15 protein-coding genes are annotated in these 16,437 nt (G+C 32.7%); 3 read left to right on the top strand and 12 right to left on the bottom strand.

Annotated features, from left to right (window positions below):
• Positions 1-17 precede the first annotated feature (17 nt).
• The 12 genes from Q0891_RS08470 to Q0891_RS08415 form a co-directional block, all read right to left on the bottom strand.
• The gene (locus Q0891_RS08470; RefSeq protein WP_299100715.1) at positions 18-713 is read right to left on the bottom strand and encodes an SCO family protein; all 696 of its coding nucleotides are present in this window, start codon (positions 711-713) and stop codon (positions 18-20) included.
• Entirely contained in the window at positions 682-1,302 is a 621-nt protein-coding gene (locus Q0891_RS08465) for a toxin-antitoxin system YwqK family antitoxin (protein WP_299100714.1), read from the bottom strand. Before Q0891_RS08465 ends, Q0891_RS08470 begins: the two co-directional genes overlap by 32 nt.
• Before the next feature lie 12 nt (positions 1,303-1,314).
• Positions 1,315-2,100: a YHYH protein gene (locus tag Q0891_RS08460; protein ID WP_299100712.1), complete on the bottom strand. Its 786-nt coding sequence runs from the start codon at positions 2,098-2,100 to the stop codon at positions 1,315-1,317.
• A gap of 60 nt (positions 2,101-2,160) precedes the next feature.
• On the bottom strand, positions 2,161-3,297 hold the full coding sequence (locus Q0891_RS08455) for a YHYH protein (RefSeq protein WP_299100710.1): 1,137 nt from the start codon (positions 3,295-3,297) through the stop codon (positions 2,161-2,163).
• Positions 3,298-3,349: 52 nt separating this feature from the next.
• Positions 3,350-4,549, bottom strand: a complete 1,200-nt coding sequence (locus tag Q0891_RS08450; RefSeq protein ID WP_299100707.1) for a YHYH protein — start codon at positions 4,547-4,549, stop codon at positions 3,350-3,352.
• Between the two features lie 54 nt (positions 4,550-4,603).
• A complete protein-coding gene (locus Q0891_RS08445) occupies positions 4,604-5,131 on the bottom strand; it encodes an EF-hand domain-containing protein (protein WP_299100705.1) in 528 nt (175 codons plus the stop codon).
• A 16-nt stretch (positions 5,132-5,147) separates the two neighbouring features.
• Entirely contained in the window at positions 5,148-6,740 is a 1,593-nt protein-coding gene (locus Q0891_RS08440) for a carbohydrate-binding domain-containing protein (protein WP_299100703.1), read from the bottom strand.
• A gap of 378 nt (positions 6,741-7,118) precedes the next feature.
• Positions 7,119-9,887 (bottom strand): CotH kinase family protein, encoded by a 2,769-nt coding sequence (locus tag Q0891_RS08435; protein WP_299100701.1) that lies wholly within the window; start codon positions 9,885-9,887, stop codon positions 7,119-7,121.
• 170 nt (positions 9,888-10,057) lie between these two features.
• Entirely contained in the window at positions 10,058-10,348 is a 291-nt protein-coding gene (locus Q0891_RS08430) for an EF-hand domain-containing protein (protein WP_299100699.1), read from the bottom strand.
• A gap of 120 nt (positions 10,349-10,468) precedes the next feature.
• A complete protein-coding gene (locus Q0891_RS08425; protein WP_299100697.1) occupies positions 10,469-10,975 on the bottom strand; it encodes a hypothetical protein in 507 nt (168 codons plus the stop codon).
• Between the two features lie 2 nt (positions 10,976-10,977).
• Positions 10,978-11,292, bottom strand: a complete 315-nt coding sequence (locus Q0891_RS08420; RefSeq protein WP_299100695.1) for a hypothetical protein — start codon at positions 11,290-11,292, stop codon at positions 10,978-10,980.
• Between the two features lie 39 nt (positions 11,293-11,331).
• Complete coding sequence (locus tag Q0891_RS08415) at positions 11,332-11,877, bottom strand: RNA polymerase sigma factor (protein WP_299100693.1); 546 nt, start codon at positions 11,875-11,877, stop codon at positions 11,332-11,334.
• A gap of 202 nt (positions 11,878-12,079) precedes the next feature.
• On the opposite strand from Q0891_RS08415, the gene Q0891_RS08410 reads away from it, so the two are divergent.
• The 3 genes from Q0891_RS08410 to Q0891_RS08400 all read left to right on the top strand — a co-directional run bounded on the left by Q0891_RS08410 (position 12,080) and on the right by Q0891_RS08400 (position 16,330).
• Positions 12,080-13,291, top strand: coding sequence for an RsmB/NOP family class I SAM-dependent RNA methyltransferase (locus Q0891_RS08410; RefSeq protein ID WP_299100691.1), 1,212 nt, complete (start codon positions 12,080-12,082; stop codon positions 13,289-13,291).
• A 36-nt stretch (positions 13,292-13,327) separates the two neighbouring features.
• Positions 13,328-14,404: an endonuclease gene (locus Q0891_RS08405; RefSeq protein WP_299100689.1), complete on the top strand. Its 1,077-nt coding sequence runs from the start codon at positions 13,328-13,330 to the stop codon at positions 14,402-14,404.
• A gap of 150 nt (positions 14,405-14,554) precedes the next feature.
• Positions 14,555-16,330: an endonuclease gene (locus Q0891_RS08400; RefSeq protein ID WP_299100687.1), complete on the top strand. Its 1,776-nt coding sequence runs from the start codon at positions 14,555-14,557 to the stop codon at positions 16,328-16,330.
• The last annotated feature ends 107 nt before the right edge of the window (positions 16,331-16,437 follow it).

Raw genomic sequence — 16,437 nt, 5'->3', positions numbered from 1 at the left:
TGAAGCTAACCATCACATTAGCTTTCTTCTTTTAGGGCTTTTATATCAATTATTAGCTGTGCAATTGATGCCCTATTTAAACCGTTATATATGCCTCTAATATGTTTATTCTTATCAATAAGTAAAAAGTTTTCTGTATGCAAAAAATCGTCTACACTCTTTACTTCTCCTAGATCACTTTCAACAAAATATTGATCTCTACCAAGGGTATAAATATCACTTCTGTTTCCTGTTACTAAATGCCATTTATCATCTATAACATTATTATTCTCTGCATAAGATTTTAAAATAGACACTGTATCTGTGCTTGGCATTACCGAATGTGATAGCAATAAAATGTCGCTATCGTTTTTAAATTCTTCCTGTATTTTGCCCATATTATTTGTCATTTTAGGACAAATACCAGGACAAGTTGTAAAAAAGAAATCTGTTATGTAAATTTTATCATCAAACGTTTGTTGAGTAACCGTATCTCCTAATTGGTTTATAAATTTAAAATCTGGTATTTTATGAAATAATTGTTCTTCTTCACTACCAGGAATCAACCAATGCGGTGTAAATGATTCGTCCTTATAAAAAGGCAAATAATCTACTCTACTAGTTTCATCAGCTTTAGTGTTTACGTTTTTTACTTGTTGGTTACAACTTAGCGCAAACACAACTAAGAAAAGAAATACAACTTTATATTTTTTTGTTTCTAATAATAACTTCATCTTCTAATCTATAACATGAATTTGCACGTCTCATTCCAAAAATTCGTCCATTTTTAGCTTCGTAATTAACGTATATTTTGCCGTTGGCTAACCAAGCTTTTTGAAAACCATGTTCTTCTCCATCAACAAGATTACGCAATTTAGCTAGTTGACCAGAGGCATACCATTGTTTCTCTTCTCCTTGTATTTTGCCTTCTTTGTAATATGCTAAACTAGCGAGCGTATCATTTTCCCACCAGCTTCTATGCATACCAGACAAACGATTATTTTTGTAATTAGATTCTACTTGTAGCTTCCCATTTTTAGTAAAACGTTTGGCAACGCCTTCTCTTTTACCATTTTGAAAACCCCATTTTTCTTCTAAAACACCATTTGGATAGTACTTTAATGAATACCCATTAAAGGGCTTTTCCTTGTAAAACCATTGTCCTTTATTTCCGTTGAGTACTAATTCATCTTTTAACACTTCTAGACTATCAATAACCAGAAATTGCTCCTCTTCGATAACTGTATCAACAGTATTATTAGGTTCTATTTTTTTGCAACCTACTAATGACAACATTATAAGTATTAAAAGAAACAATCTCATATTGTAAAAATTTTAATACCCTTGAAATGGTCCTGCGAATAGTACAATAGCTTCATCATATCCATATAATGGTGCATTGTATTCTTCATTAATGATATGATAATGATACTCTCCATCTGGATTATGTGGTGTTGGACCAAAATGCCCTCCAGATGCATCTAAATCTGTAGGATAATCATTTGATGGATAATCTCTTCTTCCATAAAGAAACACACCATCGAGTAAAATACCTACTAAATTATCGTCATCATTAGAAATGGATCTTGGTTCTAAGTGATAGTGATAAACACCAGGACCTTTATGTGCTCCATTATAATCTAAACTACCTGCTGCCTGATCTAAATCTCCCGCACCTTCTTGATCATTAAAAATAGCCGCTCCACTTACTGCTATACCAATTGTATTTAACTGGGTAGCGACAGTAGAACCGGTTAAATCTGGTGTTGCATCTACTGTAAAACTAGACGCTTCGCCAGTTCCTCCGCCAATATAAGTATCTGGAGTTGTTTTAGTAACTGTTGGCTCTTCTATAAATAACGCATGGTCTGGTTCCCAATAAATTGAAGTGTGATTAGGGAAACCGGTAGTTTCAATATAAATTTCAGTACCATTATCAGATAGCATTACTGTAACTGCATCACTATCAAATTCGTCAAAAGCAGCATGAAGTTCTGTTACAACGTCGTCATCTGAACCATCGACATCATCCGAAGAAGTTGCACTGTCATCTGAAGAGCATGCAATGCTCATTGAAAAGACTGTTATCATTAAACCCAATAATTTAAATAAATTTTTCATATGTTTTTTTTAGTGTTTTATATTTAGATGCTAATTTAAAAAAAAACTTGCGCTTCTATATTAATTATTTTTAAGTGGTCTGTTTCCATGGCCATTTTCACTATTTTCAAATTCTTCTTTCGTTAAAAAACCATCTTTGTTTTTATCAAAGTTTTCATTCAATGGTCCTTTTGCTTCCGATTTAGAAATCTTATTATCATTGTTTCCATCCATCATTTCTATAATTTCGTCAAAACTAGGTCGTCCTCCACCAGGTCTTCCACCTTGTCCTTGACCACCTCTTCCTTGGCCAATTCCTGCTGCTCTGCCTTCTTTTTGGGACACTTCGCCCATTAAGCATCTACCAATATATGGAAACTCATTAGTAACTAAGTACATATATTGACCTTCTATTGTAATACCATTACATTCATCTAAATCTCCTGATCCTTCAACATATTCAAAGTCTGAAGTAAATGTACCATCATGATGACCTCCTACAGAAATATCCATGGATTGGTGTGGATTTTCATAAGAACAATTTTCGCCTTCTCTATCGCCATCTAAAGCTTTGTAACTCGGTTTATATTTTCCACTTTTTAAATAATACATAGGAAAACCATCGTGAGCAAAACCAATATGAATTAAATCCTCTCCGTTATCAAAATCATTAATTACCGACGTTGGTGTACCATGATAATGATAAGCTCCTGTAGGTTGCACGTGGGCATGATTAAAATCTAAACCTAAATCAATTACATCTTGAAGCCCCTCAACTCTAAAACTTTCTCCTGTTTCACATTCTACAACTTCGGCTGTTCCTGGTTCAAATTTAATACCGTTTAGTGCAACACCTGGTTCTCTTGCCCAAGTTGCATTACCTGTATATTTTGGATGTAAAGGAAAATTATACGTTCTGTTTTGAGCCGCTATTGCATTTGGATTTCCAGGATTTGGAAATTCTCCAGTTTTATGATTTGGCAACGCATTAGTTACCATAACACGTTCTGTATCTGTAAGCGTTACTTTGGTTTTAGTGCCATAAGATTCATCTTCTAAATCATACGCTCCAAAATAATCATTGACGTTAGTTATGGTTTCATTATCGTGTGAATGTGGTTCTGAACCATCGTGTGTGTGATCGCCATTCTTTTTTTGGCTATTACAACTTACTAACAGGCTCATTGCAAACACACCCATTATAAATATATTTTTCATATTTTTTTTAATCGAATAGTTTTTAAAACAAGCTTACGAACGCGTCTGTTCTTTAATTCTCTACAGTTAATGAGCCACTTACACCATGTAAGCAACCTAAAATTTTATTGCTTCCTGCTGCACCTGCGTGATAATGATAACCTCTATCTTCATCGTAATGCCCATAACAATCATCTAAATCTGCGTTAGTATTTCCGTTATTATCTTTATGTGCGTATATACCAAAACCATCTAAAGCATAACCAAGCATTGCTGCATGCTCGTCTTTTTGTTTTACTTCTTTAGTTGCACCTGTTACAGCATGGTAATGATAACCAGAATGCGGATTTACGTGCCCACCTGCATCATCTAAAGGTGCTAAAGTATGTGCTGCAAGAATAGCGTGTGTTGGTGCTGCTGCATCAAAATTAACACCATTAAAAGCAATACCTATTCCGTTACCTCCTAGCGAATTAGAATTTTCTAAATACATAGGTTTTACAGGAATAACATACGTAGAGACTTTTTCTTTATAATAATCTGGTAAACATTGCACGCAATAATTATGATAGGCCTCATCAACATCTGGTCTTGCTGCAGCTTCACATTCCTCTTGAGTTTCTGTTACTTTTATTGAGCCATCTTCTCTAAACAAAGCCCATTCCTCATCGCTGTAAAAATCTTTTAGATTCGCTATAAAATGACCATCTACATCATATACTTTATCATCTTTAAACCATATTCCTCCTTTATCTTTGCCATCATTAATGTGTGTAGGACACCAAGGTCCCATATTATGTTCATTCGGTTGAGATGCTGTTGTAATAATATAACAAAGCGCTACAGTACCATCTGCAAGTGTTCGCTCTTCTTGTTTTATATCCTTTAACATACTTTCTTTTATAAATAAAGATGGATCTACATTTACAGTCACTTCTAAATCTTTTTGCACATTATTAGAATTGTCTACATTGCCAGGTCCTCTTCGTTCTGGTTTTGGTGCATTTTCTAATTCTTCTTTAGAAAGAAAGTCATCCTTATTAGTATCAATTTTAGAGAAATCATTGTATAAGGGCCCATGAACTTCAGATTTTGAAAGTTTATTATCTGCATTTGTATCCATTTCTTTTATTAATTCAGATACGGATGGTCTTCCATCGTCTGGATGGTCGCCTTGGATTTCTGTTTCAGATTTACCAGCTTGTTTACAACTCACTAAAAATAAAACCATTAGAAACAAAATAATGGATTTAAAAAAAATAGAATATTTCATATAAAATTAATTTGTTGTTCTCCTTTAATTTACAAAAAACTAATTAACATGGATTTAGTTCTTTCGTTTTCTTTTTTTCTTATCATCATCCTTTGCATCGTAAAACGTTTCCAACTCTTCCAAATCTAATTGACCATCTTCATTAAGATCAATTTCAGAGAAGTGTTCCATTAAATCTCGTCTATCCTTTGCCGCAATCTCTAATTCATTTAAAAATCCGTCTTCATCTTGATCAACTTCTTTTAATAGTTTTTTAGCAGATACTTTTCGCGGTCCTTTACGTTCAATTTCTGCTTTAAGCTCTTCTAAATCTATAAACCCATCTTCATTGGTATCTATTACATCAAAATCCTTTGCAATTTTTCCTCTTTCATCTTTTGAAGCTTCTTCTTTATCTATTTTATCATCGCCATTGGTATCCAATAACTTTAAAATTTCTGAAGCCTCTGGTTTTTCTCCTTTTGGTGGTCCGCCTTGTCTATCGCCTCTACCGCCTTGACCTCCTCCAGGAGGTCCTTGTGCTAATCCTATTGCAGAGCATAATAACGCTAAAATTGTGAATGCTAATGTTTTACTTTTCATATGTTTATTTATATTATTAATGACCTCCTGGACCACCTTCTCCTGGCTCACCAGTTGGTCCCATTTCGCCTCCTATTTGTGTTACTGTATTAGTTATAGTAAATGAATTACTTGATGCTATACCTCCTGTATAAGTACCTGAAGTGTACAATCCATTGATGGCTGTTCCATTACTTACACTGCCACCTGTATAAATATGATAAGTTTGTCCTGATTCTAATTTTCCATTAGAATATATAATAGTATTTACACTATAAGGCACTTCAAACGTCAAGGCTTCTGTACCATCTTCCGATTGTATATTTAATAATTGATTGGCATTTATTCCATCGAAAATAACAGTGTTTTGTGTACTTTCAGTTTCTGAAGGAAAGGAGGTGTTTAAGCCTAATCCTAAAATGGTTCCGCCTGTGATTTTAAAAATGTCGTCATCACAATCAAAACTACCATCTGGTTCATCGGTTCGTATTGCTATCGCAATGGTAGTTCCTCCTGTAACTGTAATATTTGAATTACTATCTATAGCATCATTTAATGTACTATACACATAATGATTTCCTCCATTAATATATAAATTTCCACCTGAATTTAAACCATCGTCATAAGCGCTGATATTTATATTACCGTCGTTAATTGTTAAAATACCTTTGGCTTCAATTCCTTCTCCTTCAGTTGTAATGATAACAAAATCGCCACCATTTATTGTAACGTTAGGCAAAACAGAATCATCTGGATCTTCTTCTTCATCTATATCATATGAAGCTGCAATTCCATCATCAATAGCATTTATATTCAACGAGCCGTCATTAATTATGACATAACCTTCTTCGCAATCTAAACCATCACTACCTACAGATAAGTTAAGCGTACCACCATCGACAATTATGTAATCATTGGCATGTATACCATCAGAGACAGCTTCTGTTACAGAAATTGTTCCGCTGATCACTCTAACATAATCATCACTGACAATTCCGTGTTTATAAAGACCTGCAATATTAAGAGCTCCAGATCCACTAAACACTAGTTGTCCTTCACTAAAAAAAGTGGCTTTTGCATCTTCATCATCAGGAATATTACTGTAATCTGAGGCGTCAGTTAAGTTATTTGTTCCTTCTAGAATTACGAAAACAGTTTTTGACGATTGAATATTAATTGCAGGACCATCCGCATTTGTGATGCTTAAATCACTTAACGATAGTTTGAATTTTTTATCGCTGTAAATTTTCAACATACCATCTGTAGTAGATCCTGAAACTTCGTATGCTACTTCTGAAATGGTTGAGTTAATAGTAACATCTGCGCCATCTAGAGTGACAACAACATCATAAGGAACAGGATTGGTAATTGTAACATCTGTATCTGAATATACAATTTGAACAGTGTTTGCAAACGTTGCATTTTCTACTAAATCATCTTCATCGTAACCTGTGTTATACGTATCTCCTTCTGCAGTACTTGTTATATTTCCATCAGTAATAATAACATCGTCTGAGTATGTTACAATAGTTTCACTTTCATCATCACTACATGCATTAAAAGTAAATAAAGACACACTTATTAATAGCGCTGTAAAAACAGGTTTTCTAATCTTTTTAAGTCTTATCATCTCTTTAGGTTTTAAGGTTTGTTTTACCTGATAATTAATCTCAGTTTTTTTATGCCTTTACAATGTTAGGTCATGTAAATTTAGATGTGTTTGTCTTTTTAAACTTGTGTGAAGCCTTGTTAAAAAAAACATAAATTTCAGCAGTAACTTCAATCATAAAACCACATAAGATTAAATCTTTTTGAACGAACCCTTAAGAATTACTTACAATACCAAATTTTAAAAAATCAATGAAGCAAAACAGCTACGAGGCTACCTCTTAAAATAGAAATAATGAATGCAGAACTGCGCTATTAAAAAAGCCCAAGAACAATATCGTTCTTGGGCTTTTTACTTTAACTAAGGGTATTTATCTCAATATCATTATATATTTACTATTTAATTTCGTGAAATCTTTAAGACTGTGGTCTTATTTAAAACTACCATATAAAGACCTTTAGAAAAAGGCGTAAAATCTAAAGTTATTGCATTATTATTAGCATTTATATCTTGAAATAATTGTTGACCATGAAGATTATAAACTTCTACGGTTTCAATAACAACATTTGCACTCTCAATTTCTAGGAAATCGTTTGTAGGATTTGGATAAAACCTTAAACCATCATTTAGTGATACGTCTCCAACGGAAAGCGATTCATTATTCATGGCAAAAGTTGGTGCCTGAATTACAAAATCTCCGGTTCCATTAGGACTTCTTGCATAACCCATATCTGTAGTTTGCGCTCCGAATGTAATATTTTCTAAAACAGTACCGTCTGCATAAGATAAAATGGCTGTCTCACCTCCTGATGAGAATTTAAAATCGGCATGAAAATCGCCTTGATCAGGATCACCATCACACCAAACAATTAAATAACTATCGGCTTCTAATGTTGTTCCTGTAGGAAATTGATATATTAAAGGGTCATCTGCATCATCTGATAAATATAAATTATCCAAGCTGATTGTAGCGTCAGTGGTGTTGTATAATTCTATCCAATCTTCATACTCACCTGCTTCATCTACTTCTCCAGTATCATTTGAGGCCAAAATTTCATTAACCACCAAATCTCCAACATTTAACATTGGTACATCATTATCCACTGCGTTATCATTATTAGAATTGAAAGTTGGTGCTTGTATCACAAAATCTCCTGTTCCATTTGGATTTCTGGCATATGCCATATCTGTTGCTTGTGCTCCAAATTCAATATTTTGTAAAATAGTACCATCTGCATAAGATAAAATGGCTGTTTCACCACCAGAAGAAAATTTAAAGTCTGCATGAAAATCGCCTTGATCTGTATCTTTATCACACCAAACAATTAGATAACTGTCTGGCTCTAATGTTGTACCTGTTGGAAATTGATAAATTAACGGATCGTCCGCGTCATCTGATAAATATAAATTATCTAAACTAACTGTTGCGTCTGAAGTATTGTATAATTCTATCCAGTCTTCATACTCACCAGCCTCATCTACTTCACCTGTATCATTAGACGCTAAAATTTCATTGATCACCAAATCACCAACATTTAAAGTAACATAAGTGGCATCAACCGAATAAAATTCGTATTCAGCTCGAGCAGGAGAAAATGCGCCAATATTAGAATTTTCAGCATAAATATAATATTGCATATAAGCATTGTCAATAGTCACATTCACACCATATATGTTATCACCAGCTGCGCCATCATTATGTGCGCCGTCATCAAACATTTCAACTTTAGTAAAAGGCATGGTTTCATCAGTTCTATAACCCAAATAAACATCATTAGTATCTGTTACATCTGCAGTAATTGCAATTTCATCACCAATAGTAGGTACAGCAATTGATGAACCTAAATTGGTTATAGAAGGTTGTGTATTTGTAAAATCTGACTGTGATAATAAATAAGAACTTCTAGCAGACATTATATTGGTTAAACCTGAAGCTGTATTCATTCCTAAACTATAATCAGTATTAATATTTCCTGAGAATTGAGCATTTGAATAAAACTTATTTGTATCCGCAGTTACTGCAGCTGAAATAATTGCTTGGTAATCGTTAGCCAATGTTAAGTAATTAGAATTACTTATGTTTTCAGTAAGAATAGTTTTAAAATGTGCTAAATACATTCTTTTATATTTAGGCACTGCTAATAATTTAGAAACCAAAGGAAAATCCGTACTCGTATCATGCAATAAATGATCTAATTGTGCTTTTTGAGTTGTTGTGTTTAAGGTTCCTCCACTTCCTGGACCAGGACCGCCTCCAGTTTCTCCCGTCATTGCAAAAGTTCCGAAAGACATATTTAAATCCCATACGATCGATTTAAACTGACCATTATTATCTTTATATAAATAATAATTTTGTTTAAATTGACCAATATAACTATCCAAATTGACCATTACATTATCAAAGGCTAGCATCCATATTGCCATATCAACATCTAGAACTGTTTCTATATTAGAAATATCGTTATTTAGTGTATTAGTTAGTTCTATTAAATCTGCCCAATGCGCTAAAGCTATGGATGGATCGTCGTCGTCATCAGATTTAATTTCATAGGCGTCATCATAATTTGTATAACTTGTTCCTAAATATTGTAAATTAGGTAAGGATGTAGATTGTGGACCCGCTCCAGCTGGAGGACTACAACTAAAAAAAGCATTATCGTTAGAATTGAAATGCTTATTCACAAACTTCTTAGATATCGATTCTGTATTGGTATATAGACCTATCAAAGTACCATTTACATAAACATTAGCATAATTGGCTTGAGGTGCATCCATGTATTGGTTAGCTATATTATAAGCAACTGTTTCTCTTACAAAAGAGGGATCAAAAATTACATTAGCTAATTTTATATCTGTATAACCTTGATGATCTTGATCTACATAAGTATCTAATTCTATATGAAAGGGATTCTTTGCTTGATTGGAACTATAGGAACTATTTCCTTTATACTTAACGCCAACCTGATTGTAAACTGTACCATTTATAGTAACCGATAACGCTTCTGTATAATTATTATCACCTGCCTTCTCAGCATCTAAAAGTGCATCCCAATTACTTTGAGCAAATTGAATTTCTATAGTTTGAATAGTATTAATATCATACAACTCTTGAGAGAATCCTTGTATAGAGAGCAACAATATTAATAATTGAGTAATGTTCTTTTTCATTTTATTTAATTGAAGATTTGTTAGTCATATAGCTTTAGATGTTATTTTTAAATAAAACTTGCGCTGGATTTTATAAAAAAGCTTCGTAATTTCTTACGAAGCCCTTAACAACCAAACCATCAATCAATCAAAAAGAATTTGGCCTTACTTATAATTCAATTACTATTAATTTACTTATTTCGCTTCTTACGTTCAGGTTTTGGTGCATTTTTAAATTCTTCTTCAGAAATAAAACCATCCTCATCAGTATCAATCTTAGCAAAATCATCTTTTAAAGGTCCTTTTAATTCGTCTTTTGCCAGTTTACCATCCTCATTAGCGTCCATTTCTTTTAATAGTTGAGCATAAGTTGGTGGTTCTTTTCTTTCTGGTCTATCTTGAGATTGACCAAAAGAATAATTTGACATAAACAATACCATTCCAAATACTAATAATACCGTCTTCAATTTGCTATTTTTCATCTTTTAAGTTTTAATGTTATATAACTTTAGATGACTTATAATTAAATTACTTGTGCTTGTCTTTGTTAAATAAAACACAAAAAAAAACCTTCAATAGTATTGAAAGTCTTTTTCTAATTCTTAGTTAGGTCTTGGAGGAGGCGGTCTATGCCCTTCTATACCATCTCTAGGAGGTGGTCTATTACCTCTATCGTCTTTACGTAAGGCATCTAAAAGTAAATTATTAAATTTTTCTCTTTGTTCTTCATTAGCGATATCTCTTATCATTTTAAAATGATAAAATATTTCCTTTTCCTTCTCTTTTTCTTTTTCACAAATTAAATTGGAAATGGAATCAATCGTGGCTTCGCTGACAATATCGTTAGACAGCGTACCAAACAATTGATCCTTTAACTTTCTGACATCATCAGACATTTGCATCATAGTTTTATGATGTCCTTTACTTTTCTTTCTAAATTGTTTTATTTGTGAGGCATCAAATCCAAGCTCTTCAATAATAAACTCTTTATTCTGTTGAGATTCTCTTGGTCCTTTAGCATTCCCTTTTCCTATATAATTAAATAAGAAAAAACCATTTACTGCTATAAGAAAGATGAGTAATACGTATAAGATTGTATTCTTTTTCATAACTAATTTAATATAGTAGATTCTGAACTTATTGTTAAGCCATAAGACTCTGCAAAACTGTTTACATTTTCAGTATAATCACTTTTTTTCAAACTGTTAAAAGCCATCACATTTAAAACGACAACACAAACTAATGTAGTTAATTGTAATTTTGGAGTAAACCAAGACCACGTAGCATCTTGAATATCTTCAGGTAAATGACGAATTTTATGCATCACATTCTCCTTAAAGAAAGGAGATACCTTAACCTCTTGTATGGATTCTATTGAATCTAATGTCTCTTTAACTTTTATATTCATGTCAACATTATGTTTCATTATTATATCTTTAGATGCAATGTTTTATTAAAACTTGCGCTAAAGTTCGTTTTTATAATATTTTTCTAAAACCTTTTGTAGATTCTTTTTTGCTCTAAACATTAGTGATTCTACAGAAGACAAACTTCGTTCAGTTATATCTGCTATTTCCTGATAACTTTTACCATCAATTTTATGCAATGTAAATACTACAGATTGCTTTTCTGGCAGGCTATGTATTGCTTTAAACAAAGTTGCATTTAATTCTTTATTTTCTAATAAAATCCCAGGATGATTCATCTCCGTAAAATAATCAGTCTTATCCATTGGGATGGCATTACCAGTAATAGATTGTAAAAAGGCAAACCTCTTTTTGGTATTCTTTTTTCTAATAAATTCTAAACATTTATTGGTTGTAATTCTATAAATCCAAGTTGATAATTTAGACTCGCCTTTAAACTTATTTATAGAATTAAAAACTTCTACAAAAACCTCTTGTGCAACATCTTCTGCATCTTCCTTATTAGGCACAAATGAAATACATGTACTAAACACCTTTTGCTGATAATCGTCCAAAAGCTTACTATAAGCTTTAGTACTCTGCATTCTTAATTCTTGTATAAAATCGGATTCGATCAAAAAACTTATATGGTGGTTAATATTTTATTAGCAGTAGTATTATAAAAACGTACACTAGTTTCAAAAGTAACACTTTTGAATAAAGTCTCACAATTTTAATCTTTTAGCGTACCTTTGCACGTTATTTTTGTATAGTGCATTTTGATGCATTAAAAACTAAAGATTAGTTATGAGATTACATAGAAATTTATGCTTTGCGGTAATTGACGGATTACACCTTATATTTAATGAAGGTGAATATGCTGATAAAGTTATTCAAAAATTACTAAAACGTGATAAACGATGGGGAAGCAGAGATCGTGGTTTTGTTGCAGAAACTGTATATACAATTGTACGCTACCAAAGACTCTATGCTGAAATTGCTAATGTAAAAGCACCTTACCACAGAGATGACTTATGGAGATTGTTCGCTGTTTGGGCAACATTAAAAGGTATCAAATTACCTGACTGGAAATATTTTACAGACACACCTACAAGAAAGATAAAAGGGCGTTTTGATGAATTATCTAAAATTAGAAAATTCAGAGATTCTATACCAGATTGGATTGATGAATTAGGTGTTAAGGAACTTGGCGAAAAGGTTTGGACTAAAGAAATCGCTATGCAAAACGAGCAAGCCGATGTAATCCTAAGAGTTAATGCGTTAAAAACAACTAAAAAGGATCTACAATTAAAACTTCAATCTGAAGAAATTGAAACAGAAACCTTACCTAAACACCCTTCAGCTCTAAAATTAGTTGAACGGGCTAATGTATTTAAAACAGAAGCTTTTAAAAATGGTTGGTTTGAGGTACAAGATGCTTCTTCTCAGCTTGTGGCAGCTTATTTAGATGTAGCACCTGGTATGAAAGTGGTTGATGTATGCGCTGGCGCAGGTGGAAAAACATTGCATTTAGCTTCCTTAATGGAAAACAAAGGACAGCTAATAGCCATGGATATTTATGAAAGTAAATTAAAGAAATTAAAAATTAGAGCCCGACGAAATGGCGTCCATAATATTGAAATGAAAGTCATTGACTCTACTAAGCCTATTAAAAAATTACATGGCAAAGCTGATCGTTTATTAATTGACGCACCTTGTTCTGGACTAGGAGTTTTACGTAGAAATCCCGATGCTAAATGGAAGCTTCAACCTGAGTTTATTGAAAACATTAAGAAAATTCAACTTGATGTATTACAACAATATTCTAAGATGGTAAAACCAGGAGGCAAAATGGTTTATGCAACATGCTCTGTACTACCTTCAGAAAATGAAAAGCAGGTTGAAAAATTCTTAACATTAGAGGCCGGAAAAGATTTCACTTTGATTAAAGACAGAAAAATACTATCTTGTGAATCTGGTTTTGACGGTTTTTACATGGCATTACTAGAAAAAAAATAAAATAATATTTCCCCTAATACTATTAACTTACTGGTTATGAAGCAAATCTACTTAGCATTCCTATGTCTTAGCGGCATTGGATATTCTCAAATCCCTTCAAATTATTACGATACTGCAGATGGTCTTAGTGACTTTGCATTAAAAACTGAGTTACAATCCATTATTTCTACTGGTCACGTAGATCAAGGCTACAATACGCTCTTTACGGGTTACATTGCAACCCATTCAGATAATATTGAAAAAAATGGATATGAAAATGACGACACAATTTTACTTTATTATGGTGAAAATCCTAATGGTTCAGATGCGTACACATTTTCACATAATGTAGACCAATGTGATAACCCATCAATTGAAGGTGATTGTTACAATAGAGAATCCATAGTTCCACAAGGAACTTTTGGTGCAGCTTTACCAATGAAAAACGATATACATCATGTTGTACCATCGGACGCTTTTGTAAATAATCAAAGAGGTAGTTTACCTTTTGGCACAGTTGGCTCTGCAACTTGGACATCCTTAAATGGTTCCAAAAAAGGAAATAGCTCATTAACTAATTACTCTGGTGTGGTATTTGAACCTATCGATGAATTTAAAGGCGATATTGCTAGAGCTGTGTTTTATTTTGCCACTCGATATGAAGATACTGTTGATAATTACACAGGTTTTGCAATGTTTAATGGTACAGAGAACCAAGCACTTTACCCTTGGGCAATAGAAGTATTATTAGATTGGCACAATAACGTGGACCCTGTAGATCAAAGAGAAATTGACAGAAATATTGCGGCTTACAATTATCAAGGGAATGCAAACCCATTTGTAGATCATCCTGAGTATGCAGATGCTATTTGGGCCAATGTTTTAAACGTAGAAGTTTTTAATTCTTCAAAAATTAGTTTACATCCAAACCCTGTAACCGATAACGTAACTATAGACTTACAATCTCCTGTAGATACTGAAATAGAAATTTTTGATATTCTTGGGAAACGTGTTTATAAAAGTTTAATTAATAAATCAAGTTCTTTAAATCTTGAAGGTCTAAATACAGGTATCTATGTGATGAAGCTTACTAAGAACAGCGAGACCATAACTAAGAAATTAGTAAAAAAGTAATGATAATTTCTTAAAAAAAGACAGCTATAAAAGCTGTCTTTTTTTTGTCATAAACTTTTTCAAAACAATACAAACAAACGTTTGTTTCAATTCTCTCTCTCTAATAAATAAACTACTTTTGTAAAAAATTGATATTTAATCTCATTTCGCATGAAACACATCTACTTATTATTTCTTTTTATTGCAGGAATTGGGTTCGCTCAAATCCCATCTAATTACTACGATAGTGCAGCCGGACTAACAGAATATGCATTAAAAACAGAATTAAAAAATATAATTTCTAATGGTCATGTTGATCAAGGTTATGGAGATTTATATACAGGTTACGTTACAACATTTACAGATACTGAATACGAAAATGATGGCAGTATATTATTATACTACACTGAGAATCCTAACGGAACTGATCCTTATGGTTATAATCATGGCTCTAATAACTGTGGAAACTACAATTCTGAAGGCGATTGTTACAATCGAGAACATTTAGTTCCTCAGTCAGCCTTTGGTAGTGCAAATCCTATGAGAACAGACATTCATCATGTAATACCTAGTGATGGATATGCTAATGGACAACGAGGAAGCTTTCCTTTCGGAACTGTAAGTTCTGCCAGTTGGACTTCTCAAAATGGATCTAAAAGAGGATCTAGTAGTGTTTCTGGTTATTCAGGAACAGTGTTTGAACCTATAGATGAATTCAAAGGTGATATAGCAAGAGCTGTACTTTATTTCGCTGTACGTTATGAAAGTAATATGGACAATTATGGTGGTTTTGATATGTTTAATGGTACTGAAAACCAAGCTCTAGAGGATTGGGCCATAACATTACTATTAGATTGGCATTATAATGTTGATCCTGTTGATCAACAAGAAATTGACCGAAATAATGCAGCATACAATTATCAAGGAAATGCGAATCCTTTTGTAGATCATCCAGAATATGCAAATATGATTTGGAATCCTACAACAGATACAGAAGCGCCTTCAGACCCAACAAATTTAATTGCTTCAAATCCTACGGACAATACTATTGATTTAAATTGGACCGTATCTTCCGATAATGTTGCTGTTGATTCTTATGATGTTTATATGAATGGCACCTATTCATTTAATGTTGATTCAAACTTTGCAACAGTTACAGGTTTATTACCAGATACAAACTATTGTTTTACTGTTAAAGCAAAAGATGCAGCTGGAAATGAATCTAATTTCAGTAATCAATCTTGTGAAACAACAACCAATAACGGAACTGGTGGAGGATCAGATTGTTTAGTTGAAACTTTCGAAAATTTAAGTACTTCTTCTGGTTCTTATACTGATGTAACATGGACGGGCGATGATGGTGGAACATGGAATGCTACTGATGCCAGAACAGACCAAAATTTAAACACAAGAGCAATAACAGTAAGAAATGGTTCTTTAACCTTACCAACAACCTCTGGAGGAATTGGTTCGTTAACAGTAACTACGCAACGTGTTTTTAGTGGAGGAAGCGGAACATTTAACCTAAAGGTAAACGGAACACTTGTTGGTACAATAGCATATGGTGATACTGAACAAACCATTACAATACCAAATATTAACATAGAAAATAATGTATCAATTGTTATAGACGGAAATACTGGAACAGGAAATAGAGTTATGTTTGATGATCTATCATACACGTGCTATGCTGGATTAAGCCTAGATGATCATTCTACAAATACTGTAAAGTTATATCCTAATCCAGTGAACAATCAATTAACTGTTGCATTAAATAGTAATATTGATACAACTATTGAAATATATGATATCCTTGGAAAATTAATTCTGAATTCTGAAATAAATAAAACGAGCACATTAAATGTAGAAAATTTAAAAACTGGAATTTATATTATTAAAATTTCTCAAGGAGATTCTACAATTACCAAGAAGTTAGTTAAGCAATAAAAACTACTTATCACTAAAAAGGCAGCCACATACTTTATTAAATAAAAGTGTGGCTGTTTTTTTTTGTTTAAAACTTGTTGAATACTTCAACATTTGAAATTTAAATT

Origin of the sequence: uncultured Winogradskyella sp. (assembly GCF_947498005.1) — a bacterium.
Taxonomy (GTDB): domain Bacteria; phylum Bacteroidota; class Bacteroidia; order Flavobacteriales; family Flavobacteriaceae; genus Winogradskyella.
The sequence above is the reverse complement of the archived record's forward strand: the minus strand, read 5'-3'. Positions and strand labels throughout refer to the sequence as shown.

What these genes read in the sequence shown, in the direction of transcription:
- Q0891_RS08420 (WP_299100695.1), bottom strand. Translation starts at nt 11,292, where the DNA reads ATGAAACATAATGTTGACATGAATATAAAAGTTAAAGAGACATTAGAT.
- Q0891_RS08430 (WP_299100699.1), bottom strand. Translation starts at nt 10,348, where the DNA reads ATGAAAAATAGCAAATTGAAGACGGTATTATTAGTATTTGGAATGGTA.
- Q0891_RS08440 (WP_299100703.1), bottom strand. Translation starts at nt 6,740, where the DNA reads ATGATAAGACTTAAAAAGATTAGAAAACCTGTTTTTACAGCGCTATTA.
- Q0891_RS08435 (WP_299100701.1), bottom strand. Translation starts at nt 9,887, where the DNA reads ATGAAAAAGAACATTACTCAATTATTAATATTGTTGCTCTCTATACAA.
- Q0891_RS08405 (WP_299100689.1), top strand. Translation starts at nt 13,328, where the DNA reads ATGAAGCAAATCTACTTAGCATTCCTATGTCTTAGCGGCATTGGATAT.
- Q0891_RS08425 (WP_299100697.1), bottom strand. Translation starts at nt 10,975, where the DNA reads ATGAAAAAGAATACAATCTTATACGTATTACTCATCTTTCTTATAGCA.
- Q0891_RS08455 (WP_299100710.1), bottom strand. Translation starts at nt 3,297, where the DNA reads ATGAAAAATATATTTATAATGGGTGTGTTTGCAATGAGCCTGTTAGTA.
- Q0891_RS08400 (WP_299100687.1), top strand. Translation starts at nt 14,555, where the DNA reads ATGAAACACATCTACTTATTATTTCTTTTTATTGCAGGAATTGGGTTC.
- Q0891_RS08445 (WP_299100705.1), bottom strand. Translation starts at nt 5,131, where the DNA reads ATGAAAAGTAAAACATTAGCATTCACAATTTTAGCGTTATTATGCTCT.
- Q0891_RS08410 (WP_299100691.1), top strand. Translation starts at nt 12,080, where the DNA reads ATGAGATTACATAGAAATTTATGCTTTGCGGTAATTGACGGATTACAC.
- Q0891_RS08465 (WP_299100714.1), bottom strand. Translation starts at nt 1,302, where the DNA reads ATGAGATTGTTTCTTTTAATACTTATAATGTTGTCATTAGTAGGTTGC.
- Q0891_RS08460 (WP_299100712.1), bottom strand. Translation starts at nt 2,100, where the DNA reads ATGAAAAATTTATTTAAATTATTGGGTTTAATGATAACAGTCTTTTCA.
- Q0891_RS08470 (WP_299100715.1), bottom strand. Translation starts at nt 713, where the DNA reads ATGAAGTTATTATTAGAAACAAAAAAATATAAAGTTGTATTTCTTTTC.
- Q0891_RS08450 (WP_299100707.1), bottom strand. Translation starts at nt 4,549, where the DNA reads ATGAAATATTCTATTTTTTTTAAATCCATTATTTTGTTTCTAATGGTT.
- Q0891_RS08415 (WP_299100693.1), bottom strand. Translation starts at nt 11,877, where the DNA reads ATGCAGAGTACTAAAGCTTATAGTAAGCTTTTGGACGATTATCAGCAA.